The organism is ANME-2 cluster archaeon, assembly GCA_014237145.1.
Taxonomy (GTDB): domain Archaea; phylum Halobacteriota; class Methanosarcinia; order Methanosarcinales; family Methanocomedenaceae; genus Methanocomedens_A.
In genome coordinates, this window is sequence record JAAXOC010000063.1 from 1 (window position 1) to 23,675 (window position 23,675).

26 protein-coding genes and 3 tRNA genes are annotated in these 23,675 nt (G+C 43.7%); 15 read left to right on the top strand and 14 right to left on the bottom strand.

Translation table 11 applies throughout. The annotated features are described in order from the left end of the window. The coding region (locus tag HF974_08070; protein ID MBC2698274.1) for a tetratricopeptide repeat protein at positions 1–1,643 on the bottom strand (1,643 nt) is incomplete at its 3' end. Continuing rightward, positions 1,567–2,766 (bottom strand): ATP-binding protein, encoded by a 1,200-nt coding sequence (locus HF974_08075; GenBank protein MBC2698275.1) that lies wholly within the window; start codon positions 2,764–2,766, stop codon positions 1,567–1,569. The genes HF974_08075 and HF974_08070, both read right to left, overlap by 77 nt. 175 nt (positions 2,767–2,941) lie before the next feature. Between HF974_08075 and mutS the strand changes: the two genes are divergently transcribed. Next, complete coding sequence (gene mutS / locus HF974_08080; protein ID MBC2698276.1) at positions 2,942–5,578, top strand: DNA mismatch repair protein MutS; 2,637 nt, start codon at positions 2,942–2,944, stop codon at positions 5,576–5,578. Beyond that, on the top strand, positions 5,562–7,346 hold the full coding sequence (gene mutL / locus HF974_08085) for a DNA mismatch repair endonuclease MutL (GenBank protein ID MBC2698277.1): 1,785 nt from the start codon (positions 5,562–5,564) through the stop codon (positions 7,344–7,346). Before mutS ends, mutL begins: the two co-directional genes overlap by 17 nt. A 10-nt stretch (positions 7,347–7,356) precedes the next feature. Here the strand turns inward: mutL and HF974_08090 are convergent, their stop codons facing one another. Beyond that, on the bottom strand, positions 7,357–8,409 hold the full coding sequence (locus HF974_08090; protein MBC2698278.1) for a mechanosensitive ion channel family protein: 1,053 nt from the start codon (positions 8,407–8,409) through the stop codon (positions 7,357–7,359). 178 nt (positions 8,410–8,587) lie between these two features. Here HF974_08090 and HF974_08095 point away from each other — a divergent pair, with 178 nt between their 5' ends. Then, the gene (locus HF974_08095; protein MBC2698279.1) at positions 8,588–8,890 is read left to right on the top strand and encodes a hypothetical protein; all 303 of its coding nucleotides are present in this window, start codon (positions 8,588–8,590) and stop codon (positions 8,888–8,890) included. Beyond that, positions 8,883–9,257, top strand: coding sequence for a hypothetical protein (locus HF974_08100; GenBank protein ID MBC2698280.1), 375 nt, complete (start codon positions 8,883–8,885; stop codon positions 9,255–9,257). The genes HF974_08095 and HF974_08100 overlap by 8 nt, the downstream gene beginning before the upstream one ends. Positions 9,258–9,317: 60 nt before the next feature. Here the strand turns inward: HF974_08100 and HF974_08105 are convergent, their stop codons facing one another. Continuing rightward, positions 9,318–10,256, bottom strand: coding sequence for an SDR family oxidoreductase (locus HF974_08105; protein ID MBC2698281.1), 939 nt, complete (start codon positions 10,254–10,256; stop codon positions 9,318–9,320). Positions 10,257–10,874: 618 nt separating this feature from the next. Between HF974_08105 and HF974_08110 the strand changes: the two genes are divergently transcribed. Both HF974_08110 and HF974_08115 read left to right on the top strand, forming a co-directional pair. Continuing rightward, on the top strand, positions 10,875–11,081 hold the full coding sequence (locus tag HF974_08110; protein MBC2698282.1) for a TRAM domain-containing protein: 207 nt from the start codon (positions 10,875–10,877) through the stop codon (positions 11,079–11,081). 172 nt (positions 11,082–11,253) lie between these two features. After that, on the top strand, positions 11,254–11,562 hold the full coding sequence (locus HF974_08115; protein ID MBC2698283.1) for a hypothetical protein: 309 nt from the start codon (positions 11,254–11,256) through the stop codon (positions 11,560–11,562). A gap of 81 nt (positions 11,563–11,643) precedes the next feature. Here the strand turns inward: HF974_08115 and HF974_08120 are convergent. After that, a tRNA-Glu gene (locus HF974_08120) sits at positions 11,644–11,718 on the bottom strand. Positions 11,719–11,747: 29 nt separating this feature from the next. After that, positions 11,748–11,854: transfer RNA gene (locus tag HF974_08125), tRNA-Gln, on the bottom strand. Positions 11,855–12,019: 165 nt separating this feature from the next. Between HF974_08125 and HF974_08130 the strand changes: the two genes are divergently transcribed. After that, a tRNA-His gene (locus tag HF974_08130) sits at positions 12,020–12,094 on the top strand. 147 nt (positions 12,095–12,241) lie between these two features. On the opposite strand, the gene HF974_08135 is transcribed toward HF974_08130, so the two are convergent. Then, positions 12,242–12,700 (bottom strand): 30S ribosomal protein S6e, encoded by a 459-nt coding sequence (locus tag HF974_08135; GenBank protein ID MBC2698284.1) that lies wholly within the window; start codon positions 12,698–12,700, stop codon positions 12,242–12,244. 184 nt (positions 12,701–12,884) lie between these two features. Between HF974_08135 and HF974_08140 the strand changes: the two genes are divergently transcribed. Together HF974_08140 and HF974_08145 are read left to right on the top strand one after the other, a co-directional pair. After that, on the top strand, positions 12,885–13,139 hold the full coding sequence (locus HF974_08140; protein ID MBC2698285.1) for a hypothetical protein: 255 nt from the start codon (positions 12,885–12,887) through the stop codon (positions 13,137–13,139). 281 nt (positions 13,140–13,420) lie between these two features. Continuing rightward, positions 13,421–14,395, top strand: coding sequence for a H4MPT-linked C1 transfer pathway protein (locus HF974_08145; protein MBC2698286.1), 975 nt, complete (start codon positions 13,421–13,423; stop codon positions 14,393–14,395). Between the two features lie 88 nt (positions 14,396–14,483). Here HF974_08145 and HF974_08150 read toward each other — a convergent pair whose 3' ends face one another. The 4 genes from HF974_08150 to HF974_08165 form a co-directional block, all read right to left on the bottom strand. Beyond that, positions 14,484–15,983 carry a cobyric acid synthase gene (locus HF974_08150; protein ID MBC2698287.1) on the bottom strand — a complete coding sequence of 500 codons (1,500 nt, stop codon included), beginning with the start codon at positions 15,981–15,983 and terminating at the stop codon, positions 14,484–14,486. A 346-nt stretch (positions 15,984–16,329) separates the two neighbouring features. Then, on the bottom strand, positions 16,330–16,503 hold the full coding sequence (locus HF974_08155) for a DUF5350 family protein (GenBank protein ID MBC2698288.1): 174 nt from the start codon (positions 16,501–16,503) through the stop codon (positions 16,330–16,332). Between the two features lie 102 nt (positions 16,504–16,605). Beyond that, positions 16,606–17,049 carry a UPF0179 family protein gene (locus HF974_08160; protein ID MBC2698289.1) on the bottom strand — a complete coding sequence of 148 codons (444 nt, stop codon included), beginning with the start codon at positions 17,047–17,049 and terminating at the stop codon, positions 16,606–16,608. 76 nt (positions 17,050–17,125) lie between these two features. Beyond that, positions 17,126–18,208 (bottom strand): NAD(P)-dependent glycerol-1-phosphate dehydrogenase, encoded by a 1,083-nt coding sequence (locus HF974_08165; GenBank protein MBC2698290.1) that lies wholly within the window; start codon positions 18,206–18,208, stop codon positions 17,126–17,128. A 39-nt stretch (positions 18,209–18,247) separates the two neighbouring features. On the opposite strand from HF974_08165, the gene HF974_08170 reads away from it, so the two are divergent. Together HF974_08170 and HF974_08175 are read left to right on the top strand one after the other, a co-directional pair. Then, positions 18,248–19,096: a DUF63 family protein gene (locus HF974_08170; GenBank protein MBC2698291.1), complete on the top strand. Its 849-nt coding sequence runs from the start codon at positions 18,248–18,250 to the stop codon at positions 19,094–19,096. Continuing rightward, the gene (locus tag HF974_08175; GenBank protein MBC2698292.1) at positions 19,093–19,731 is read left to right on the top strand and encodes a stage II sporulation protein M; all 639 of its coding nucleotides are present in this window, start codon (positions 19,093–19,095) and stop codon (positions 19,729–19,731) included. Before HF974_08170 ends, HF974_08175 begins: the two co-directional genes overlap by 4 nt. Here HF974_08175 and moaA read toward each other — a convergent pair. After that, positions 19,728–20,633, bottom strand: coding sequence for a GTP 3',8-cyclase MoaA (gene moaA, locus HF974_08180; GenBank protein ID MBC2698293.1), 906 nt, complete (start codon positions 20,631–20,633; stop codon positions 19,728–19,730). The genes HF974_08175 and moaA overlap by 4 nt on opposite strands. 264 nt (positions 20,634–20,897) lie before the next feature. Between moaA and HF974_08185 the strand changes: the two genes are divergently transcribed. The 4 genes from HF974_08185 to HF974_08200 all read left to right on the top strand — a co-directional run bounded on the left by HF974_08185 (position 20,898) and on the right by HF974_08200 (position 22,597). After that, a complete protein-coding gene (locus HF974_08185) occupies positions 20,898–21,056 on the top strand; it encodes a hypothetical protein (protein MBC2698294.1) in 159 nt (52 codons plus the stop codon). Between the two features lie 570 nt (positions 21,057–21,626). Beyond that, positions 21,627–21,821 (top strand): hypothetical protein, encoded by a 195-nt coding sequence (locus tag HF974_08190; GenBank protein MBC2698295.1) that lies wholly within the window; start codon positions 21,627–21,629, stop codon positions 21,819–21,821. Next, on the top strand, positions 21,811–22,086 hold the full coding sequence (locus tag HF974_08195) for a type II toxin-antitoxin system RelE/ParE family toxin (protein ID MBC2698296.1): 276 nt from the start codon (positions 21,811–21,813) through the stop codon (positions 22,084–22,086). Before HF974_08190 ends, HF974_08195 begins: the two co-directional genes overlap by 11 nt. A gap of 214 nt (positions 22,087–22,300) precedes the next feature. After that, positions 22,301–22,597 carry a hypothetical protein gene (locus tag HF974_08200; GenBank protein ID MBC2698297.1) on the top strand — a complete coding sequence of 99 codons (297 nt, stop codon included), beginning with the start codon at positions 22,301–22,303 and terminating at the stop codon, positions 22,595–22,597. Positions 22,598–22,789: 192 nt separating this feature from the next. Here HF974_08200 and HF974_08205 read toward each other — a convergent pair whose 3' ends face one another. Next, positions 22,790–23,152, bottom strand: a complete 363-nt coding sequence (locus HF974_08205) for a DUF86 domain-containing protein (protein MBC2698298.1) — start codon at positions 23,150–23,152, stop codon at positions 22,790–22,792. Continuing rightward, positions 23,145–23,438, bottom strand: coding sequence for a nucleotidyltransferase family protein (locus HF974_08210; protein ID MBC2698299.1), 294 nt, complete (start codon positions 23,436–23,438; stop codon positions 23,145–23,147). Before HF974_08210 ends, HF974_08205 begins: the two co-directional genes overlap by 8 nt. Positions 23,439–23,675 lie beyond the last annotated feature (237 nt).

Consider the following 23,675-nt stretch of genomic DNA (forward strand, 5'->3'; position numbering starts at 1 on the left):
TGTTTCGGATTGATTTCCAGAACCATGTTGAATACATCAAGTGCCTCTTCATACTTCCCGAGATTTCCTAATGCTAAACCTTTGTTAAACAGTGCATCTTCATGCCTTGGATTTTCTTCAAGAGTCATATTAAACGCTTCAAGTGCTTCCTCAAATTTTTTTTCATATAAAAATATTTGCCCTTCATAAAGCGGTATTTTATTTTCTAATTCTTTGTCCTTTGTCTGTGCTGCAGTTTCCTTAAGCTTGGTAATTTCGTAGACAGCTTCTTCCAGTTCCCCAAAATATATAAGTTTAGGTGTAAGCTTTAACAGAGCCTCTGCTTTAAATTCGGGAGGTTGAATTTCAGCATAATAACATAGTTCCTTAAGCACCGATTTTTCACCTGCTTCAAGAAGCTCAAATTTTATTTTAAAAAGCTCTTTCAACTCTTCAGTAGTATACCATAACTGTAAGAAATCCAACATAATAGACACTCTTTTTCTGCCAAATGGTTGTCGCATTTCTCGCCAAATGCGAAAAAGTCGTTCCCTCACTTCATATTTAGTATGTCTTCCCATCGGCCGTGAAATAACATATCCATCTATTTCCAGTCTCCTTAGCTGCGTATTAACAGATTGGAGTTTGATTCTTGATTTTTCTGAGATTTGTTTGGGTGTGGCAGTTTCCCCGAAAGAAATGAGAACATCAAAAATTAGTCTCTGCTGTCCGGTTAACATCTGGAATATTTCCTGGAAAAAGGGAGTGTGTTCATCTATGATTTTGAAAAATGCCTTCTCAATGTTCTCGATTTCCCCACCTATTATCATATCATAAAAAAGGAATACAAGTCTAGGGCTGCCTCCTGTAAGGTGAACCATTCCATGTATCCTTTCTTCATATTGTTCTAATTTTTCCAAAAACCCCTCACCATTTTCAATTTCAGCTATTTTTTGCATCAACTCCCTAATCTCGTGATACGAAAACTCCTTGAGGTGTTGGATATGGAAAAAATTATAAAATGGTTCATCATGTTCAGATAAAGAAGGAAATATCAACGGAGCCGTGGCAACTAAAGAAAAAATATCATTTTTCTGGAATATTGATCTCAATTTTTGAAGTTCTTCTTTTTCCAACTGCTTAAATAGCTCGTGTAGATTTTCGACAAAAATAATAAATCTCTTCCCATCCTTTCTGGAAATCAGTTTAAGTTGTTCTACTGCTGCATGCAGGATTTCATCTTCCTCTTCCAGGGATAGGATATCAGAAGTGTCTTTTGAATATTCCTCTAAAATCCTCACGAAAAGATCTGATGCACGATAGATAGAATATTCCTCTTCTGCCAGTTTTACCGGAATTAATAACGAGGGAAATTTATGTTCAATTTCATAATAGAGTAAAGTTAAAAAGTGGGATTTTCCAATTCCCCTGGCTCCTACCACCAGATAAAACCTGGGTGTCTTATTCTCTGCGGCATTCCCTATTTCCTTTACCAGATCTTCAAGCAGTTTTTCCCTGCCCACGAAAAGTTTTCGTAAAATGTCTTCAGACATATTCTCAGGCGAATATCTATAAAATATAATATCACTAGACATCGCCATGATATATCCTCCACCAGTCCTGCAGCATTTTAGAATAGAACTTAAGTCCATTTTCAGGGTCATGCTCCAAGTAAAAGTCATTACTTAGATCAGCTATTAAATCCATGAACTGTTCGTAATCATCGATTGCTGTTTCCTGTTTGAAAATCCCAAATGCCATGTCAACAGGATAACAATCAACATTACAGACATTTTTCAATATAGCTATTGCAGCTTTCTCTTCCATATCACCATAAAAAATTCTCAACCTCTGGGAATAATGCTCAAAATAGTATTTTCCTTCATTGCCAAGAATACGGAAATTATATGTTTTCTCTATCAATTCGTCATTAATTTCTCCATCCCTCAAAATGTATTCTTCTTTTATGGCGCTTAGCATAATCGCAATAAAATAAGGTATATAGGCCTCCCCAATACAACCTAATATTTTTTCACCGTATGATGGTACGTAGGTCCATCCTTCTTCCTGGAAAACTTTTTCAATGAGATCAAGTGCTATCTGTTTTTGGAATCCATCTATTCGAATCCTTTTGAAATCATTAATGACACTTACTCCACCCACATTCCTTACAACACGATCCATACTAACTGAACCACCGACAATAAATCTCAGGTTTGGAGACACCTGGCGGATCTTTCGGAACCAATGTAAGAAATTTTCCGTATACTTTTGTTCTATTTTTTCAATTGCTATGGGGAATTCATCTACTATGAAGCAAATTTTTGAATCCGCTTCATTGATTACATCAAATATTTGTGCGGATTTATCAATCCAATTTTCTTTTAAATCATTTTTAATGTTAGTCCTTAATTTAGCTTTAAACACTGATATTCCAATTTCTTCTATATTATCCTTGAACCATTGAAAACCATTTTTAAAAGCAGGAATCAGTTTTGTTCTTTGCTCGATTTTTTCATTTTCAATCAGAGCCATTACTATTTCAGAAATAAAACGGTGTGGGGAATTCACATCTTCCACTTCGAGAAATACACATATTTCATCCGCATCTAACAGTTCTTTTTCCAGCTTCCTCATAATCGAGGTCTTCCCAAACCTTCGCGGGGCGATTAGAAGAACACTATCCTTCTCTAATGTAGAGAGTATTAGTGAAATCTCTTTCTCACGGTCAATAAAATCATTTCCTACTGCCGGATTGCAAACTGGTATCATATTTATTATCTCCAATTGATGATATATAACAAAACTGTTATATATCATTTTTGTTATATAACAGTTTTGTTATGCTTATATCAAATCAAAATATTAAATAATCCACCCATCGCAAAACCCCAAAACAAAAATACCTCCCGCGCCAATATATACCCCTCATACAACCACCATCCCAACCGGAGTCCACCCCATGCAAAAACTTTCCCCTGCCATGCGCCAGTACTACGACGCCAAGCAGCAACATCCCGATGCCCTCATCATGTTTCGGATGGGCGACTTCTACGAATCGTTCGGCGAGGATGCAGCCACCATGGCCAAGGAACTGGACATCACCCTCACAACCAGGGGCAAGGACAAGGACGGCGAAAAGATGCCCCTGGCAGGCATACCATACCATGCCATCGACTCATACCTGCCCCGGCTGATAAAGAAAGGCTACAAGGTAGCCATCTGCGAGCAGCTTGAAGACCCCAAACAAGCCAAAGGTGTGGTCAAGCGGGGCGTGGTCAGGGTGGTAACCCCTGGCACGGCCATGGACTCATCCATGTTCTCTGATTCGGGCAGCAACTACCTGATGGCTGTGGCCCGCCATGATGCCCAATTAGGCATATCATTTTTAGACATCTCCACAGGCGAGTTCATGACCACACAGGTGGAAGATAAAGCACCCTATGACGCCGTTGTGAGTGAAGCGGTCAGGATGCGGCCTGCCGAATGCATCGTGCCGCCTGAACTGTACAGCAAGAGCGAACTTACAGCCAGGCTGAAAGACAACCTGAAGCTCATCATCCATCAATATGAGGAAGACGCATTCGAACCAGGTACAGCCAGGCGCCGCCTGCTGGACCATTTTCACGCTGCCACCCTGGAGGGTATGGGACTTAAGGACCTGCCCGCCGCCACTACGGCCGCAGGTGCCGCACTCGCCTATGCCAGGGATACCCAGATGAGGGAACTGGACCATATCCAGACCCCAAGGACGTACTTTGAAAACCAGTTCATGGTACTGGACGCTGTTACGCTGCGCAATCTGGAACTGGTAAAAAACGTGCGTGACGGAGGTACAAACTCCACGCTGCTGAAAGTACTGGACCACACCAGTACACCCATGGGTTCCAGGCGGCTGCAAAAATGGCTGGTCCAACCCCTAGTATCGGTGAATGACATTAACCGGCGGCTGGATGGTGTAGGAGAAATGTCCGGTAACACCCTGCTGCGCTATGACCTGCGCTCACTCCTAAAAGGGATACGCGACATTGAGAGGCTTACCGGACGCATCGTCTACGGCAATGCCAATGCCAGGGACCTGGTGGCACTTCGCACTTCACTGGGCGCCCTGCCCCTGATAAAATCGGCACTAAATGGAGCAGGTATCAGCTCAGATATCCTTTCATCCATAAACAACTCACTCAACGATTTCGCTGACCTCACCGACCTGCTGGAGTGCTCGATCGTGGACGAGCCGCCGGCCAGTGTGCGTGAGGGCGGTATGATAAAGGCAGGATACAAGCCAGAACTGGACGAGCTGAACGACTTGACCGCACATGGCAAGGACTGGGTGGCCAAACTGCAGCAGCAGGAACGGGAGCGTACCGGCATCAGGTCGCTGAAGGTGGGATACAACAAAGTGTTCGGCTACTTCATAGAAGTGACAAAGGCCAATCAGTCCCAGGTGCCTGATGAATATATCAGGAAGCAGACCATGACCAATGCCGAGCGGTTCTACACACCTGAACTGAAAGAAAAAGAGGCAATGATACTTTCAGCCAACGACAAACGAGTGGCACTTGAATACGAACTGTTTACCCAGATCACCAAGAAGATAGCACAACAGGCCGCCGGACTACAGGATACAGCCGGGCTCATAGCCGAACTGGATGTCATCATCACCCTGGCCGAAGCGGCAGTGAACAATAACTATGTCAGGCCAGAGATAAATGACGGCTGCGAGATCCTGATACGGGACGGACGCCACCCGGTAGTAGAGAATTCCGTACAGGGCGCATTCGTGCCTAACGATACCCATATCGATTGCAACAGCGATCAGTTCCTGCTCATCACAGGTCCGAACATGGCAGGTAAATCCACCTACATGCGGCAGACCGCTCTCATCGTTATCATGGCACAGACAGGATGCTTTGTGCCTGCATCATATGCGTCTGTCGGTATCGTTGACAGGGTGTTCACCCGTGTAGGGGCATTCGATGACCTGGCAAGCGGGCAAAGTACCTTTATGATAGAGATGGTGGAACTGGCAAACATCCTGAACAATGCAACCCCTAAGAGCCTGATCCTGCTGGATGAGATAGGCAGGGGTACCAGCACCTTTGACGGATACAGCATCGCCCGCTCTGTAGTTGAATTTATCCATAACAGGGGTCGTGTAGGGGTACGCTCCTTATTCGCCACACATTATCACCAGCTGACAAGCCTGGAAGGAAGCTTAAAGCGGGTCAGGAATTATCACATTGCTGTAAAAGAAGAGGGACATGACCTGGTATTTTTACGAAAGATCGTACCCGGGGCCACTGACAAGAGTTACGGCATCCATGTGGCACGCCTGGCCGGAGTGCCCCTGAAGGTGACACAGAGAGCCAAAGAAGTACTGAGTGAAGTAGAGAGTGAAAGCCTGGGACATAAAGGAAAGAGCAGTGCAACATACACTCAGTTGATGCTGTTCGACCCGGGCAGCAGCGAAGCCCTACAGCCTAACCCGGTTGTCGAGACCCTGAAAGAATTAAATATTGATGGGATGACGCCGCTGGAAGCGCTCAACAAATTGCATGAACTGAAAAAACAGGCAGGTGGAGATGCTGGCAGTGAATAAGATACATGTTCTTGATGCGGCTACTATCAATAAGATACATGTCCTTGATGAAGCTACTATCAATAAGATAGCGGCGGGTGAGGTGATCGAGCGCCCGGGTTCTGTTGTTAAGGAACTGGTCGAGAACTCGATCGATGCCGGTGCCACAGATATCAGGATAGAGGTTATGGGTGGCGGCATCAAGTCCATCAAGGTCACTGATAACGGCAGCGGGATGAGCCGGGAGGATGTATCTATCGCTTTTTTAAAACATGCCACCAGCAAGATAAGGGACGCCCATGATATTGAGAAGGTGCTGACCCTGGGATTCAGGGGCGAGGCCCTGTCATCCATTACTGCCGTGTCAAAGGTAGAGATTACCACCAAACGTCCCGGTGAAGTTGCCGGCACCCATGTGGTGGTGCACGGCGGTGAGGTGGTGAGTATGGGTGATGCAGGGGCAGCCGATGGTACGTCCATTGTAGTAGAAGACCTGTTCTTTAACACGCCTGCGCGCAGGAAGTTTTTGAAAAAGGGACGAAGCGAACTGGCATATATCGTGGACGTGGTCACCGGGAACGCACTGGGCCACAATGATGTCTCATTTTATCTTTCACACAACGGCAGGGAACTGTTTCGCTCCCCTGCATCGGGTGACCTGTTCGATACTATTGTGCACATTTACGGGCCCGGGATTGCAAGGGAACTGATACCGGTAAATTTTACAAATGACCTTGTGCAGATATTGGGATATATCTCAAAACCGGGCTTTACAAGGAGTGATAAGGACCACCAGGTATTCTTTATAAATGGAAGACCGGTCAGGTCAAAGACAATAAGCGACGCCATACGCCTGGGATATTATACCATGCTGCCGAAGGGCAGGTATCCGGTGGCCTTACTTAATATCAAGCTGGATACATCGGAAGTGGATGTAAATGTACATCCCACAAAGCAGCATGTGAGGTTCGGCAATGAACTTGCCCTTACGAATGCTGTCTCAGAAGCTGTGGGTTCTATACTATCCGAAACAGAACTGGTGCCTGGAACAAAGGAGACAGTAACCCAAACGAAACTATATCCCTCCCCTTCAATAGAAGTACAGGAGGTCAGTGAGATACAGACCGAATTCAAGGTGTCGGTTGCAGATACCCAGCGCAGGCTTAAGCGCACTGACAGGTACCTGACGCAGACTCATGAGGTAACAAAAACCGGGCCGCACCTTGAGTTGCAGATACTGGGCCAGGTAGATAATGTTTATATTGTCGCTTGGAGCGGGGGCGGGTTGGTATTGATCGACCAGCATGCTGCCCATGAGCGCATCTTATACGAACAGGTGCTGGAATCGGGAGATGGGAGAGTGCAGGAATTAATAACACCTGTTAATCTTGAACTGAATTCAAAGGAAAAGGTGCTGATAAAGGACTATTTACCGTATCTTGAGGAGGCAGGTTTTGTTATTTCAGAGTTCGGTCCCGATTCCTTTGCAGTGACTGCAGTGCCTCATATCCTGGGTAGGCTGGAAGATACTACTGTAGTACATGATATCATAAGCGATATATTATCTGGCGGCAGGGTCAGGGACGGGACCGGCATATCCGGGCAGGTGTACAAGAGTACTGCATGCAGGGGTGCTATCAAGGCCGGGGCCGCACTGACCAGGGAGCAAATGGAAAACCTGGTGGCCCAATTGTACAGGACTAAAAATCCGCATACGTGCCCACACGGCAGGCCAACCGTAGTTACTTTTAGCAGGCCATATCTGGACAAGCTCTTTAAAAGGATTTAGTACTTCTTCACTATTCGTCCGGATCACCGGAATCACCTGATTGTTCACTGGTTTCTTGAAAGTGCAGCCCGCCCGCACCTTTACCTGCGCCTTTTCCTGCACCTACAACTACGCCTGTTCCTGCGCTTCTTACTACACCTGTTCCCGGACCCTCAGCCTCCTGCTTTACAGCATAAGGGTGCATATCTTTTTTATACAGGATCGTGCGGTACGGGAAGGGAATTTCTATACCTTCTGCATCGAATCGTTTCTTGATGGATTCCATTAACTCGCAGCCTGTAAAATAAGCCAGGCTTCTGTCACGAACCCAGATCATCAACCTGAGGTTTACTGCAAAATCACCCAGTTCAGTCAGCAGCACTTTAACCTCGCTGCCTTCTGTCACCTCCGGGTGTATCCGGCTGACTTCGTAGTGGTCCATGACATTGGGATGACCCCTGGCTTCATCTGCCATGATGGACCGGGCCAGGTCGATATCCGAATCATAACTAATGCCGATGTTCACAGGCCATATTACAGTGGGGTCTTCAATTGACCAGTTTATGATAGCTTCTTCACTGATAATGGAATTGGGAATAATGAGACGCCTGTTATCCCAGGTGACCACTACGGTATGACGCAGTGTCAAATCAGAGATTGTGCCGTACTCATTATGGATCGTGACAATATCTCCTACCCTAAAGGGGTGGAACACTGCAAGTGATATGCCTGACATAATATTGGCAAGTGTACTCTGCGCTGCAAAGCCGATAATGATACCTGCAAAGCCGGCACCAGCGAATAATGCTACTGAAAGTGTGCGAAGCTGGGGAACGCTGGATATGACAACTATAAGACCCACAATGTAAATGGCGGCCACAACAAGGTGCCGCAGCAGCCTGTAACCGGTGGGGTCTACCCTCAGTTTAAGGCTGGCCTTTTTGAAATAACCCTGGAGAAGCCTGTCAGACAGCCTAGCAAAAAAGATGGTTGCAACTATGATCATAAAGATAAATATCGGTGTTGCGACGTTCCACGACAACCACTGCGGCCAGTAGTTGGCTATTGTGTCAGCAAATATCATAAACAGGATTAAATTTACTTTAATTGATTAATAAACTTTCGAAAATTGGTTCAATAACTCCCATTGGTACAAAAAAAAGCTATCATAGGCCAAAAACATAAAAGACGCTTCCACCAATTGGTGTTAGGAAGGCTTATAACGTTAAAAATAAATACTTTTTATTATGCATACCAATTACATGGATGCCTTGAAATTCCAACTATCCCATGGTCTGGAATTTGAGAAAAAATACATAACTTCAACAATAACCAAGATGTTTAAAGTTGAGTTAGACATGGTCAGGCGTGAAATAAGGGAAATTGAGAGTTCCCTTGCTGAACTGGAAAAACGTCATAACATGAACTCTGATATCTTTTATGCACAATTTAATGCGGGTGAGCTTGGAGATGACAGGGAATACATAAAGTGGTATGCTTGCAAGGATACACATAATAAGCTCATGGAAAGAGCAAAAGAAATTGAGACAATAATTCATGCTTGAGAGTTATTTAGCTGATGTTAAGGCTTCTTTGACTGCATCTTTTATCGTCAGGGATATTGAGGTTCTTGATGAATTTATCACGTCTGTTTCTGGATATCTGGAATGTAAGCTATTGATGATTGACAATTCAGTATTATATATTTCTGAATATTTTACGATATTTGGAGAGATTAAACGGGATAAATATTCATATCATCATCAAAAGAATAATGAGCTTCTAGTCAGATGGGACAATGCACCACACCATAGGGAACTTTCCACCTTTCCGTTCCACGTACACCGGAAATATGATGTGTTTGAATCTGAAGAGATGACAGTAGAAGATATCTTGAAAGTACTTACAACTGATATAATAGGTCATTCTTAGATTGCATATCACCATCCTTTTGTTCTTACCGAAAACAGGATATTTTAACAATAGTTGAAATTATACTCTGTTCGGTTGAGATTGTTTAAAATACTCCACAGTCATGTCCAACCCTTCCACTAACCCAACCTCCGGCTCCCACCCCAGCACATCCTTCGCCTTACCAATATCCGGCCTCCTGACCTTTGGATCATCCACAGGCAACTCCTCAAAAACAATTCGTGAACCACTCCCGATAACCTCAATAACCCGTTCAGCAAACTCCAGTACACTCATCTCATCCGGATTCCCGATATTCACAGGCTCCGCACAATCCGACATCATCAACCTGTATATCCCATTGACCAGATCAGACACATAGCAGAACGAACGCGTCTGGTTTCCATCACCATACACAGTAATATCCTCCCCATGCAGAGCCTGGTTAATAAAATTCGGCACCACCCGCCCATCACCTGCACGCATGCGCGGCCCGTAGGTGTTGAAGATGCGCACGATACGCGTATCCATACCGTGATACCTGTGATATGCCATCGTAATCGCCTCAGCATACCGCTTAGCCTCATCGTACACCCCGCGCGGTCCAATTGGGTTCACATTACCCCAGTAGGTTTCAGACTGCGGGTTCACAAGCGGGTCGCCGTAGACCTCAGATGTGGATGCAAGCAAAAAGCGGGCGCCCTGTTCTTTGGCAAGACCGAGCATGTTGTAGGTGCCAAGTGCTCCGACTTTGAGCGTCTGGATGGGCAGGTCAAGGTAATCGATAGGGGAAGCAGGGGATGCGAGGTGGAATATGTAGTCGATCTTGTCCCCGAAATATATCGGTTTTGTGACATCGTGTTTCAAGTAGGTGAACCTGTCCGAATCGATGTGATCGATATTATTTGTATTGCCAGTCACAAGGTTATCTATGCAGATGACCTCATGTCCTTTCGAAATTAAAAGGTCACAAAGGTGCGACCCTAAGAATCCTGCGCCACCTGTTACTATAGTTCTCATGGTAATCACTTTGTAGTGTAAGATATTTTTGGCAATCTGTTCATTTTCCATCACTCATGTTCAAATCGCCAAACGTAGGTACATATTTAGTTGATCTGCCCTTGCCCTTTTTTTAGGACCCCTTTCAAGATGTTGAGACAATCCCCGATTTGAGGTCTCATCTGATACACAGTTAATCTTTCTATAAATTTGATTATTTATGAACCCTTTCATGGATGCGGATTTCAAAGCGTTTCTTTGCCGATCATTCAACTCAATACCAAGTTTCTATATTTCAGATATGATGATCGCTTTTGGAGTGTACTACAAAATATCACTTATGGGCATAACAATGGTGTGAAATATAGCCACGAAAAGTAAGAAAATGTATAGAAATCCAGGTAGATAAAATACTGACGACATGGCTTCTCAAGTTTATTTGGAATTGGACAATTAAAAGTCCAGCCAACGCAATTACAACCTTTTCTGCAAAGTTTTATATATTGAAAGAACATAAGAGAATTTGATTAGAAGCTATTTTATAAGTGGCACTTGTGACGGTAATTGTTTTACTATTACTATTTCTGTGAATCTGCTTATTAGGATAGTTTATAATTGTAATTTAAGGAAGTGTAATATTTGTTCGGAAACGTTAAAGAAAGTGCTCCGGTAGAAGCCGGAGAAACATATGATGTATCGATTGAAGACCTCGCAAGAGAAGGCGACGGTATTGCAAGAATTGAAGGTTTCGTCATTTTCGTACCTGAAACACAGGTCGGTGATGAGATTACTATAAGGATCAATAAGGTAATGCGAAAATTCGCAATTGCAGAGAAAGTAGAATAAAATTAAACTGACTTATTCAAGCCAGTTTTGATTCCCTGGCATCGTGAAGGGTGCCTGGGAAAAAACCATTTTCTGTATTTTTTTTTATTATTGGTGTTAGTTATACTATTAAACCAATCCCTTTAATTTTTTTTTATATTTTCACTTATTGGAATAAAGTAATATCGATTCAATGACTAATACATGGATTGTGACCAGAGAACTGGAAGTAATCCTTGTTAAGAAACTTGAATACAAGCGTGTTGACTGCACCTGTGGGATTGCTGTGATGTCTACCGACCCTACGCCTGATATAAGCAAAGCCATTAAAAATGCTGCAAGGGAGTTCGGTGCAAGGTTCAGTATACTAGATACTACTGTGCATCCGGATGCAGTGCTTAGGTATCATATCAAGGAACTGCCTGCGGTTGTAATTGAAGAGAAAAGTTATCCTGCTGATGGGGATGTTGTGAGGAAAGTCCTGGGTGAACTTTCCCGGTAGTCCGGGTAGTCCAGGCGAGTATGAAGATTGAAAGAATTGATATTTCCAGGTTTTTATCAGAGGTATATGAAAAGTAAAATATGCTCCGGCCGGGATTTGAACCCGAGTTTTCGGCTCGAAAGGCCGGAATGATTGACCGGACTACACTACCGGAGCACGATGGTGTTCTGCAAATGATTGGATAATAGTCCCGGGCGGATTCGAACCGCCGTCGCGGGCTGTCCTCATCCTCGACTCAAAAAGAGTCTCGGGTTCCAAAGGCCTGCAGGATTGACCTCTACCCTACGGGACTGCAGGGTATCCTAATAGCGCATTAAAGTACTTATTCTTTATTGTCGTAATAGGGTGAAATCCCTGGACTGGGCTTGAATTATGCACACAGAAGAGCCGTTACATCAAAACCTTTATGTTATTTCAATGCATCCATAAGCACCACTCTCCCTACCAAAAATTCTGTGCCCGGGTGGGGTAGGGGTTATCCTATAGGACTGTGGATCCTTCGACTCGGGTTCGATTCCCGACCCGGGCCCCATACTATTTTTCAGTCCAATCCATCTTAAAAAGAAAAGTACAGCTATTAGAACGAGAAAGGTCGGACAAATATACTTTATGTACTGTGAAAATAAAGATGCTGTGACCGGAATTACCGGTCATTAAAAAAAGTTATTTTACGTCCTTATTATTCTTCAGCCGCTTCCTCAACGTTTTCTGCAGCTTCTTCTTCCGTTGACTCTTTGTCTGCCCCCTCCCCCGGGGCCCCGCCGCCAAGCAGTTCATCAATGGACTTGCTGCCGTATTCCTCTACGAGCACATTGATCTGGCTGACATCAGATGAAATCTCTTCACCCCTCATAGTCTTGCGGCGTCTCATACCTTTAACAGGCGAATTGAAACCTACTCCACCAGTCACAAGTATCTTTCGCCTGGGTGAACCGGGAAGACCACTGCGCATGGGAAAACCGCCCTTATCAGTCCCGCCCTTTATTTTCATGGAATAGCCCGGAAGACCTACAGCGTCCCCACTTACTACATCACCTATACTTTTTCCAATGAAACCATTAGCATGGCTGCCAGAAACCTCTATCTGGTGTGCCAATCCTGTTTTGCTGTCTGAAATTATAATACGGAAATCTGCCATTCATTATCTCCTTTATGGGATTATTATCATTATTTAAAATCAGATACATGATTAATATCTGAGGTATAACGAACTTAACAGGCTATAAACATATTTAATATTATCGAGGTAGATGAGTTTTATCCGGTTATGAAGCTAGCATAAAAGAAAATATCAAATACTTTAAACATTAAAATAGAAAGCAATGGTTGTAATAAAAAAAGGATATCACTTAGATGCCACAGATGTACTGATATGGACCGGGATATTTATTATCACCGTATGGGCTTTAGGGAAGGCGACAGGCTTAATAAATTCGCCTGTTTGGGTGGATATGATCCCTGTGTTCGGTGTGGTTGTGACAATTGCAGGTATTAGTTTAAAAATCGGTGCGATTCTCCAGAAGTTAAACCAAGTCATTTTCGACGTTGGAGATATACGGATGGAGGTAAAGGTATAGATAAGCGTGTTTTGCCATAAAGACAAAAGCTGATTAGTGGGTGTTATCTGCGCTCCCTTATGGCAGGCAATCCCTGAAAGCTGAACCATTCAATTTACTTTGAAAATCAAACCATCTTTTGTAAACAATTCAATTTTTGATTATGTCCCAACTTGAATATTCAAAATATCACACATGGATTAAGGGACTGTAATGATATTAGAATTGCCGACATTTCTTACATTGAGTGTTTTCGTAACCAAAAACAGTTTTATAACATACATTAAATAATGGGAACATGTATGAAACCGAACGGTCCGGTTATTGGCATCGACATCGGCGGCGCCAATACCAAAATAGCTTCACATGACGGTCAGATCACAGAACTACATTATATTCCCCTGTGGAAAGATACCCGCCTGCCCGAAGTATTGGGGGAGATCATACACCGCCTCAAACCCGCAAAGGTTGGAGTGGTCATGACTGGAGAACTGGCAGATTGTTTTACAGATAAAGAACAAGGTGTCAGTTTCATCATGAATACCATAGATGCCGTATTCCCGGGCGCACTGTACTTGAATAACAGGGGCAAGTTCATAGATTCAAGCGGCGATATCAGGTCACTGGCCGCAGCCAACTGGACCGCTTCAGCCCTGCTGGCTGGAAGGGAGCGTGATTGCATATTCGCTGATGTGGGCAGCACAACTACCGACCTTATTCCGGTAAAGCACGGCCGTCCCCTAGCCGGTACGACAGACTTCCAGCGGCTTGGGCGCCATGAACTATTATACAGGGGCATACTCCGCACCAATATTGCGGCCCTGATGGATCTAATCGAACTGGGCGGTAACAATTACAGATTATCCTCTGAGCTTTTCGCCCAGACCGCAGACGCCAACCTGCTGCTGGGAAATATCAGCCAGGAGGATTACACCTGCGAAACAGCCGATTCTGGCGGGAAGACCCAAAAGGATGCTGCAAGACGGCTGGCCAGGGTGGTGTGCGCAGATACCACCGAACTGGATTCTGATGACATTATGGATATCGCCAGGCAGGTTTATTACCACCAGAGGGATGAACTGGCAGAGGCACTGGGAATACTGGCATCACAACACGACATCAATACTATGGTTGGTGCAGGACTGGGCGAGTTTATAGTACGTGATGCGGCGAAGCATGCCGGACTTACCTGCACCCTGCTATCCGAAAAATATGGCAGTGATATCTCGAAGGTCTTCCCCGCGTATGCCGTGGCGTGTCTGGTAAACGATATCTGACCAGCCTAGCATATCTTCGACGGGCCTACCATACCTTCGATGGCCCTACCATGCATTCAGCGACCACACTATGCATTCGACGGCCACACTATTTCTTCGACGAGCCTACCATGCTTTCAACGGCATCCATATCCACATGTGCCAGGAAGTGCTCTGCCAGTTGGTGGTAGGGGTCTGTGTATGTAATCCTGTCTTTGATGCTGCTGTACTTGAGTCCGCGCTTGGCATAGAGATACTCCAGAAATGCATCCCTCAAGTTCTCATTCTCGAATAGGCCGTGCATGTATGTCCCCCACACTAATCCGGTCACATCGACACAACCGTCGTCATCAAAGGCCGGTGTGTTACCATGTAGTCTTGACATGCCCATATGTATCTCGTAACCGTCTACTTGCTGTTCGTTGATCCTGCCCAGGATGGGGCCATTACCTGTTACGGTTTTTTTTGTCCGGATAGTTTGTTTTTCATATTTTGAAAAATCCGTGGAAATATCAAGCAGCCCAAGTCCGTCCACACGGGCTGCACTCCCACCGCTCCCCTCGATTCCACTATCAGTAATAGTCTTGCCCATCATCTGGTAGCCGCCGCATATCCCGATAACCGGAATACCAGCATGTGCAAGTTCAAGGATCCGGATATATGTGCCGCTGTCCTGCAGCACTTTCAGGTCATCAATGGTGTTCTTGGTACCAGGTAATATCAGTGCATCAGGCTGGCCAAGGTCTCCGCCCGGCTCAACGTACCTTATGTTCGATAATTGCTCCAGGGGCTCAAAGTCTGTGAAATTTGATATCCTTGGCAACCTTATGACTGCAATATCCACAAGGCCGTTATCTTTGTTGGATAACTGTTTCTTGTCTGCGATCGAGACAGAATCTTCAGATGGAATGGATAGTTTGGTATATGGTATGACGCCCAGAACGGGCACACCGGTCAGTTTTTCAAGTTCCCTGAGGCCCGGTTCCAGTATTGCGGGGTCGCCCCTGAATTTATTGATTATGATGCCCCGAACCAGCGGTGCGATGTCGTCAGGTAGTAGTTTCAGGGTGCCGTAGATGCTGGCGAACACACCACCCCGCTCAATGTCACCCACAAGGATGATGGGGGGCTTAAGCAGCCTGGCAGTGCCGATATTGACCACGTCCCGGTGGTATAAGTTGATCTCGGCAGCACCCCCTGCCCCTTCAATCACAATGATGTCATGCTGTTTGGCCAGACTATTGTATGCGTGCTCGACAACCTTCATCATCTCTTCAATGGATTCATAATAGTCACCGGCACTACGGTCTGCATACGGCCGCCCCATTATGATTACCTGGGAATGGCGGTCACCTTTTGGTTTTAGCAAGATGGGGTTCATGTCTGCTGTGGGTGGGATGCCGCATGCTTTTGCCTGGATTGCCTGGGCTATGCCTATCTCGTCGCCGTTGTCTGTTATCCAGGAATTGAGGCTCATATTCTGAGCCTTGAAGGGTGCCACATTAAAGCCTCGTTCGTCAAAGATACGACACAGGGCTGTGACTACTATGCTCTTGCCGACATGTGAGCCTGTTCCCAGTACCATCAGGGGTTTTGCGGTGTCGTTCATTGTATTGAGTCCGGTGGTAGTTGATGACTATGTCGTATCCCCTCAAATTAAATGGTAATTAATCATAGTGCTCTGAATTTTGAGGCACAGATTACACTGATTACACAGATTGATAGTGGTTGTGAAAATCAGTGTAATCAGTGTAATCAGTGTCTACATTAATCTTGCATTTGACCATACTTTTTGAAGTGGATACGCTATGTCTATCCTGAAGGTTGAAAAACATATTGAATTATATACAGCAAGGAAATCCTTGCTGCTGCCTAGATTTCCTAAATCATATACAATTCTACTTCACGTAATATAAAAAAGTATTGCACATATTTCATGTGCAACTCATTGATGGTTATTTCTGAACTGCTTTTTCAGAACGCTTGAAACGTCTGCGTTTTGTACCTGCTGAATTGTACCGCTGTGCAGGACCCGGGCGCTTGTATTCCAGATTGCTTTTTTCAACCAGTCTGGTTTTTCCCTTTCTGCCCTTAATTCTGCCCCATTCGATTGAACCGGTTTTACCCATTTTTCATCCTCCGATCTTCAATAGTATAATTAATATATTACATTCATCCTAATCTGGTCGTCCAACATTGTATCGGATATGCTTATAATTAACGGTAGCTCATTATTTCAGTTCCACTACCTTAAAGGTCATATCCCTTAAGCATTCACCATCCGGTTCTCCCGCAATTTTCAGGATCTTGTATTTTCGTCCGGGTACCGGACCGGAATGCTGGCATATTTCAAACATCTCGCAATCCTTCTCATCGCAGTTAACAGGTTCATACGTGATAGTCGAACCCTCGTAAGCCTTACTAGTCTCGATAAATACCTTCCAGGGTACCTCTACCACATCCACAGCCTGCACACCACCATCATGTATTGAACAATCAAGGGGTGCTGCATTTCTAATATCAACTATCTTATAATGGCCTCCTTCATCCAGGTTCATACATGTGCTCTTGAGATTACATCCATTACAATCCTTGCTTTTGCCTTTGAATATGAATTCCACGCCTGGTTTTGCCATTCTTACGCCAATAAGTGTCACAATAGTATCTTCATTCATACTTCATTCTCCTGTTTTGCTTTAATTGTCCTCACTAAGTAATAATGTATTAAAGTATTTCGTAAATTACTGGATATTATTCTACAACCCCTGTTATCTCTGCAAGCCTTCTTGCTGCTCCTTCTGTCAATCCCGTACCAAGTATGGTGTATCGTTTTGGCCTGATAGTATGGGCTTTCATTAAGGCTTCTATAATATGTTCGGGGTCGATACCAAGTTCTTCTGCATTGGTTGGTGCACCTATGGTCTTTAATGTACGACTGATTCCCTGCCAGTCGCCACCGTGCAGATACATCATCATTATTGAACCCACGCCGCACTGTTCCCCGTGCAGTGCAGGCTTGGGAGCTACCTGGTTCAGTGCATGACTGAACTTATGTTCGGAACCGCTGGCCGGCCGGGACGACCCTGCAATGCTCATCGCAACACCGCTTGCCACCAGAGCCTTGACTACGGTTCGTGCGGATTCAGGCAGACCTGGCCGAATCGATTCAGCCGAGTCCATCATGATCTTTGCTGTCATCATGGACAGGTGTGAAGCATACTCACTGATCTTTATATTCTTCAGACGGTGTGCCAGTTCCCAATCCCTGACCGCAGTACATTTGGACATAATATCACCGCAGCCTGCAGCCAGGAGCCTGAAAGGTGCATCTGCTATTATCTGTGTATCGGCCACCACTGCCACTGGGGGTTCTGCCTCCACCGATACTGTCTGCCCATTCTGGGTTATCGATGCTCGTGAGGATACGATACCATCATGTGAAGCCGCAGTAGGAACGCTGACAAATTGGTTACCTGTCTTTCCCGATGCCAGTTTGGCAATGTCAATAGTCTTGCCACCACCCACACCTAATAAAAAAACACCTGTACTGTCATCTATCTCAAATATGAGCTGCTCTACTTTTTCCACTTCATACATCTCAGGTTTATCCACAATTATCGAATGGACATCACATCCGTTATCCTCCAGTACTGAAGCGACAGCACTGCCAGCTTTGTTGATTGTGGTAGGTCCGCTGACAATTAACGCATTCCCATTAAGCTTAAGAGCGTTGCAAACATTACCGATATCATTGATCACTCCGTTGCCTACAACCACATTTCTGGGTAACAGCATCCATCTTGATTTAAAATTATCTGGATTTAATTCGTTCATATGATACATACCATATAATATCGTAAGAGGTTATAAAACATGGGGACTGCCGAGGGCATACAGGATTTTATCTACAAATATTATATCAATCCTATCATTTCTGACATAGGCTACAACCCTGTGAACACAGTAACATGGGCGATATTACTGGGCTTGTGTTTATTCGGCGTGCTAAAACTACTGAAAAAAATGGATGTAAGATCGGACTGGGAATTTACCAAGGTCATCATCCCGTACATCATCGCCGGCTCAACATTGAGGGTAATTGAGGATGCCGAACTGTTCGAGCCACCAATTAAATATTTGTTCATTACCCCCCCCATCTATTTACTAATGTTTGCTATAACTGTCCTGCTGCTGTTTTTCTCTATCAGGCTGCAAAGGTCAGGATATGTGAATGACTGGAAAAAAGCCTTTGCAGCCGCAGGTATATTGTGGTCACTTATCAACTTGGGAATACTGTTATCGGCAGAAGGTATCGTAAATCCCGTACACTTCATTGCTATCATCCTTCTTGGTGCCGGGCTGACGGCAGTAATATACCTTCTGGCCAGGAACAGAGGTTATTCTATGTTCATAACACGCATCAATATCAGCATCTTATGTGCGCACCTGCTGGATGCATCATCCACTTTTGTTGGTGTGGATTATCTGGGATATTATGAAAAACACGTTGTACCCACCATTCTGATCGATCTTGCAGGGACAGCCGCAATCATGGTTCCGTTAAAGCTTATTATATTCATTCCGGTAATATTCATACTTGATACCCAGTTCGATGAGGACGTTGAGTCCAGACAGCTCAAGGACCTGATGAAACTGACCATCATAGTACTGGGCCTGGCACCTGCCACACGTAACTCTATTAGGATGGTACTCGGGATATGAACCAGAACGAACAGTACTATTATGTCGAAAGGAAAGGTTTTACCACTGAGGCAAAGGCATACCTGACACCACTGCGCCCCTACCTTCTTGTTATTATTACTTTGTTCCTGCTTGCAACGGCAGCAGGATATGTATCAGCGTACTTTAACCCTGATATCATTGACGAACTAATGGGACAATTCGGAGAAACATACGACTGGATCGCAGAAGAATCACCCATAATGATCATGCTGTTCATTTTCGCAAACAATACAATAAACAGTTTTATTGCTATGCTGCTTGGTACTTTTTTCGGCATCTGGCCCGTCATCTTCATTCTGGTCAATGGTTATTTCATTGGTGTGGTGGTTTTCAGTTCAGTACAGGAGTATGGTATACTTGTGGTACTGTTTGCCATGTTGCCACATGGTATCATTGAACTGCCCATGATATTTATCAGTGCCAGTATGGGCCTGAGACTTGGGGTTCTTGCATTTCAGAAAATATTCAGGATAAAAGAAGAAGAGATCAGGTTTAAATATGAACTGTTCAGTGCCATCAGGTTCTTTGTCACAGTGATCGTCCCGTTATTGTTCATTGCAGCTATTATCGAGACCTTTATCACGTCAACCATACTTTATATATTGACTTCCTAAGGCTGTCCTTTATAGAAGGGTTCACGATTTTTCATTGCTTGATAGAATAAAGTTACAAGCTCACTGTCACTGGCATGGCTTACATCCACAAGGTTGTCATTTCTAAGCAGGCAGGGTTTTAGTTTACCGTCGCATGTCACCCTTAGCCGGTTGCAGTTGGCACAGAACACTGAATTATCAATAGGCTTCACGAGTTCGATCTCTACACCATCCACCATGTATTTCTTCCGGCGATGCATCTTTCGCTCTATCACGGATGATGCCCTGGATTCAAGTTCTTTTTTGATAATATCCATTTCCATAAGCAATCCGTCATTGCTAAAGTCCATGGGTTCTATCATCTGCAGGATCACGTTCCCGTCGAATCTTTTTATAAAAGATATCATGTCATTAAGTTCACCAGAATTGACACCTTCCAGCATCACCATATTTAGCTTGATCGGGGTCAACCCTGCATCCACTGCAGCATATACCCCGTCCAGCACCTGCTGATGGATGTTACTGCTGCACCGGCATATTTTAGCATAGGTATCGGGGTTCAGTGTATCAAGGCTGATATTAACTCTGTCAAGTCCGGCTGCCTTTAGCCCTTCGGCTCTTTTGGATAACAGCACCCCGTTTGTTGTGGCTGAAACATTTTTAAGCTTGGGAAGCCTTGCCAGTATTTCCTCGAAATCTGTCCTGACCAATGGCTCACCTCCTGAGAACTTCACTTTTCTTACACCCAGGCTGGCTGCCTTATTGATGATCCTGATAATAAGCTCAACACTCATGTCTGCCTCATGGCCGCTCTGCCCTTCGTTGTGGCAGTAGAAACAATTAAGATTGCATTTACTTGTTATTGATACACGCAGGCTTGTTATTTTGCGGCCGTATGAGTCTATGAGTATATGGGATTCCATTTAATCTGGTTAATTGGAAATGAATATGTTAAATGTATTGATTTTAAGGTCTGGATCTACTGTGGAAATTATGATAACAGGTGTCCGTGATAATTGGGAGTTATTAAATAATCGATATGATTAGAATCAATATATTCAAAATATAACTTATTCGATATATTATAGGGCAACGTTCATACTGTTCTAAGTATTTTTAAATCTAATGGTATTAATCATTGCAAATAGTTTTAAATGTAGGTTGGTCAATAGAGTGGTTGATCAAAAATGGATACATTTGAAATAATATCAAAGATTTATGAAATGAGAGATGAATCCATTGCACAAGGGATAACCTCCCGAGATGCAATGGTATTTGCAGAACAGAATGTAGCAGAGAATTACCATATTTCCTATAATAGCTTGAGGAAATTGATAGGGAATTAGAAATATAGGGCGTCAAACCCTTATTTTACTTTTTTTACTGTATAATATTATGTGTAACTTAATCCACTTTTCACTTAGGAATTGTATTTTTCTTTCATCTATCGCCCCGTCAGCACATGATGCACTACAGCCTCCATCAACTTCCCGCCCTCGGTCTGCGCTTGTTCCAGCCCGGCCTCCAGTTCATCGCAGAGGGCCATGAGCTGGTCGACTTTGGAGAGGATAGGGCGGTTTGTTCTATTTGGTAATGCAACCGAGTCCTTTGAGGCATTGAAGATATCCCACACACCAATTCCCAGCCTGTCGTAATCCCTTATGATGTCCCGTAGATTGGCTCATGTGCCGGCACAGGAGAGCAGCTTCAAATCCCGGCCCTCATTTTTGATTAAGTTGATGGTATGGAACTTGCGCTCCGGCCAGGTCTTAATTTAGCCCCCTTTGGCATTTATCAGTTCTTCCGGCTCGGAAGTCACATCATGCACTTATTTTAAATTTAATGTAGATGATCCGATGTCATTTCCACTCCTACGATACACTATAAGTACTATAGCGACTATAGTATGACATAATATGAGTGCTACAACCACAATTCAATTAAAGACAAACACACGTGACACCTTACGTGAAATTGGACATATGGGCGATGACTATAACACGGTCATTGAAAATCTGATTATTGAACACAATCGTAATAGCCTTGTAGAACATGGCAAACAAGTTGTTGAAAAGCGCAAAAATGATTTTGTCAATATAGATGACCTTTGATGTATTGGTTCTTCCAGACCTTTTTAAGAACCTTCCGCCTACTTTTAGGGATAACATTAAGGTAGCAATTAAAGAGTTGAATGACCCTTTCCCAGGCACTGGAAAAGGTGAGAAAAAAGAAATAAAAGGTGCCAATGATGTTGCATATCGTTTAAGAGTAGGACGTTTTCGTATCTTCTATCGAATCGATAAGGAAAAACGCACCGTTTACATATTTGACATTCTTACAGCAGAACAGGCACATAAAAAATATGGCCGGTTGTGACTTCAACTCAATGATTCAATTTCACGTTTTTCTTTAACATTGTGGGGGCAACATCAGTATTAAAGGATATATTTTTCAAACATGGAAATCACAATGCCTGAATTAATAGACAGGATGTACAGGATTGGCAGGATACGAGTGATTCGCAGCATCCTGTAAATCCAGTTCATCCCATCGAATGTTTACCTACACGATGTCGGGGAGATCATTATTTTTGCCCCTACCTGCGTTGATCAGTTCTTCCGGCTCGGTTGCAATATCTACCAGGATCGCCACCTCATCAACGAAGGCATCTCTGATATCTAAAGTAAGGAGCGTGCCCAGGCATCAGTGCAGGAGGGGGGGCCTGCAAGTGGATGTAAGATGGTGCATAGGTCTAGGGATAACTCACCGCAAGGGAGCAAAGGACGCAAAGACACTGTTGCCTAAACTTCGCGTCCTTTGCGGTACAATATTACTTAATTTTTATATTTTTACAGCCATGGCGGCACTCCACCGGCACAACAACTGAAATTAACTTCCCACCACTGTTGTCCCATTCACCTGTACCTCACCCCGCCAGCACATGATGCACAACAGCCTCCATCAATTTCCCGCCATCGGTCTGCACATGTGCCTGGCCTGCAGTTTATCAGATACATTAAGTTCTGACAGTTGAACCACCATTCTTCAAAAACTCATGTCAAAATTGTAATAATAACATCTATTGGTTTTTTGTTTCATTTTCTCTTTCAAGAATAACTTTAATTTGTTTTTTGAAAATTATAATGTCATTGGTAACTGTTTCCCAGACGATTGGATTACTAACCCCAAAGTATTCATGAATGAGCTTGTCCCTCATTCCTGTGACTGCTTTCCATTCTATTTCTGAATATTCCTGTTTAATTTCATCAGGAAGATTTTTAGCAGCTTCTCCAATTACCTCCAGATTTCTCACCACTGCATCTCTGGTCTTTTTATCAGCTATGAACTCCTTAAATCCCATATTTCGAGTAAATTCCTCGATATTCCCTATTGCTTCAAGAATATCTTGAATAAACAGGATGACATTCCTTTTTTTAGGCATAAACTGTTTCCTGTATTATATTAGATTTGATCAGAGGTTTTAATGCATCCGGTGTGACAAGATCTACCTTTATACCCAGTTTTTCACTAAGGTAATTTTCAAGTTTGATAAATTTAAAAAAGCCAATGGGACCCACGAATTCTACAAGGACATCTACATCACTGGTTTCTGCTTGTTCGTCCCTTGCATAAGACCCGAATATGCCTATGGTTTTAACTTTATATTCTTTTTTAAGAAGGGTTTGTTCTTCTATTAATTTTTCCAGAATGACTTTTTTTGATTTCATTGTTTCATTCTCGCTACATAAATTAGGCATTCAAGCATTAAATCTTTTTTCATTGTTGTGCTTGACAGTTATTTTATGAATCTTTTTGTAAATGGATTATATGGTTTGGAGTGCAGCTTTTTGATTTTCTTTCGAGATGTAATCGTAAATGTCATGAAGCCATTGTTCTGCTTTGTGGGTCCAGTTCAATTCGACCATGAACGAATACGACGCTCCATCTCTTTATTGGAAATTGTC

Bases quoted from the DNA above. Each gene is read 5' to 3' on its own strand.
- HF974_08210 (MBC2698299.1), bottom strand. From the start codon at position 23,438: ATGAAATCAAAAAAAGTCATTCTGGAAAAATTAATAGAAGAACAAACC.
- HF974_08165 (MBC2698290.1), bottom strand. From the start codon at position 18,208: ATGAACGAATTAAATCCAGATAATTTTAAATCAAGATGGATGCTGTTA.
- HF974_08100 (MBC2698280.1), top strand. From the start codon at position 8,883: ATGCTTGAGAGTTATTTAGCTGATGTTAAGGCTTCTTTGACTGCATCT.
- HF974_08155 (MBC2698288.1), bottom strand. From the start codon at position 16,503: ATGGGTAAAACCGGTTCAATCGAATGGGGCAGAATTAAGGGCAGAAAG.
- HF974_08090 (MBC2698278.1), bottom strand. From the start codon at position 8,409: ATGATATTTGCTGACACAATAGCCAACTACTGGCCGCAGTGGTTGTCG.
- HF974_08175 (MBC2698292.1), top strand. From the start codon at position 19,093: ATGAACCAGAACGAACAGTACTATTATGTCGAAAGGAAAGGTTTTACC.
- HF974_08140 (MBC2698285.1), top strand. From the start codon at position 12,885: ATGGTTGTAATAAAAAAAGGATATCACTTAGATGCCACAGATGTACTG.
- HF974_08205 (MBC2698298.1), bottom strand. From the start codon at position 23,152: ATGCCTAAAAAAAGGAATGTCATCCTGTTTATTCAAGATATTCTTGAA.
- HF974_08190 (MBC2698295.1), top strand. From the start codon at position 21,627: ATGAGTGCTACAACCACAATTCAATTAAAGACAAACACACGTGACACC.
- HF974_08195 (MBC2698296.1), top strand. From the start codon at position 21,811: ATGACCTTTGATGTATTGGTTCTTCCAGACCTTTTTAAGAACCTTCCG.
- HF974_08115 (MBC2698283.1), top strand. From the start codon at position 11,254: ATGACTAATACATGGATTGTGACCAGAGAACTGGAAGTAATCCTTGTT.
- HF974_08145 (MBC2698286.1), top strand. From the start codon at position 13,421: ATGAAACCGAACGGTCCGGTTATTGGCATCGACATCGGCGGCGCCAAT.
- moaA (MBC2698293.1), bottom strand. From the start codon at position 20,633: ATGGAATCCCATATACTCATAGACTCATACGGCCGCAAAATAACAAGC.
- HF974_08095 (MBC2698279.1), top strand. From the start codon at position 8,588: ATGGATGCCTTGAAATTCCAACTATCCCATGGTCTGGAATTTGAGAAA.
- mutS (MBC2698276.1), top strand. From the start codon at position 2,942: ATGCAAAAACTTTCCCCTGCCATGCGCCAGTACTACGACGCCAAGCAG.
- HF974_08135 (MBC2698284.1), bottom strand. From the start codon at position 12,700: ATGGCAGATTTCCGTATTATAATTTCAGACAGCAAAACAGGATTGGCA.
- HF974_08170 (MBC2698291.1), top strand. From the start codon at position 18,248: ATGGGGACTGCCGAGGGCATACAGGATTTTATCTACAAATATTATATC.
- HF974_08160 (MBC2698289.1), bottom strand. From the start codon at position 17,049: ATGAATGAAGATACTATTGTGACACTTATTGGCGTAAGAATGGCAAAA.
- mutL (MBC2698277.1), top strand. From the start codon at position 5,562: ATGCTGGCAGTGAATAAGATACATGTTCTTGATGCGGCTACTATCAAT.
- HF974_08185 (MBC2698294.1), top strand. From the start codon at position 20,898: ATGGATACATTTGAAATAATATCAAAGATTTATGAAATGAGAGATGAA.
- HF974_08105 (MBC2698281.1), bottom strand. From the start codon at position 10,256: ATGAGAACTATAGTAACAGGTGGCGCAGGATTCTTAGGGTCGCACCTT.
- HF974_08150 (MBC2698287.1), bottom strand. From the start codon at position 15,983: ATGAACGACACCGCAAAACCCCTGATGGTACTGGGAACAGGCTCACAT.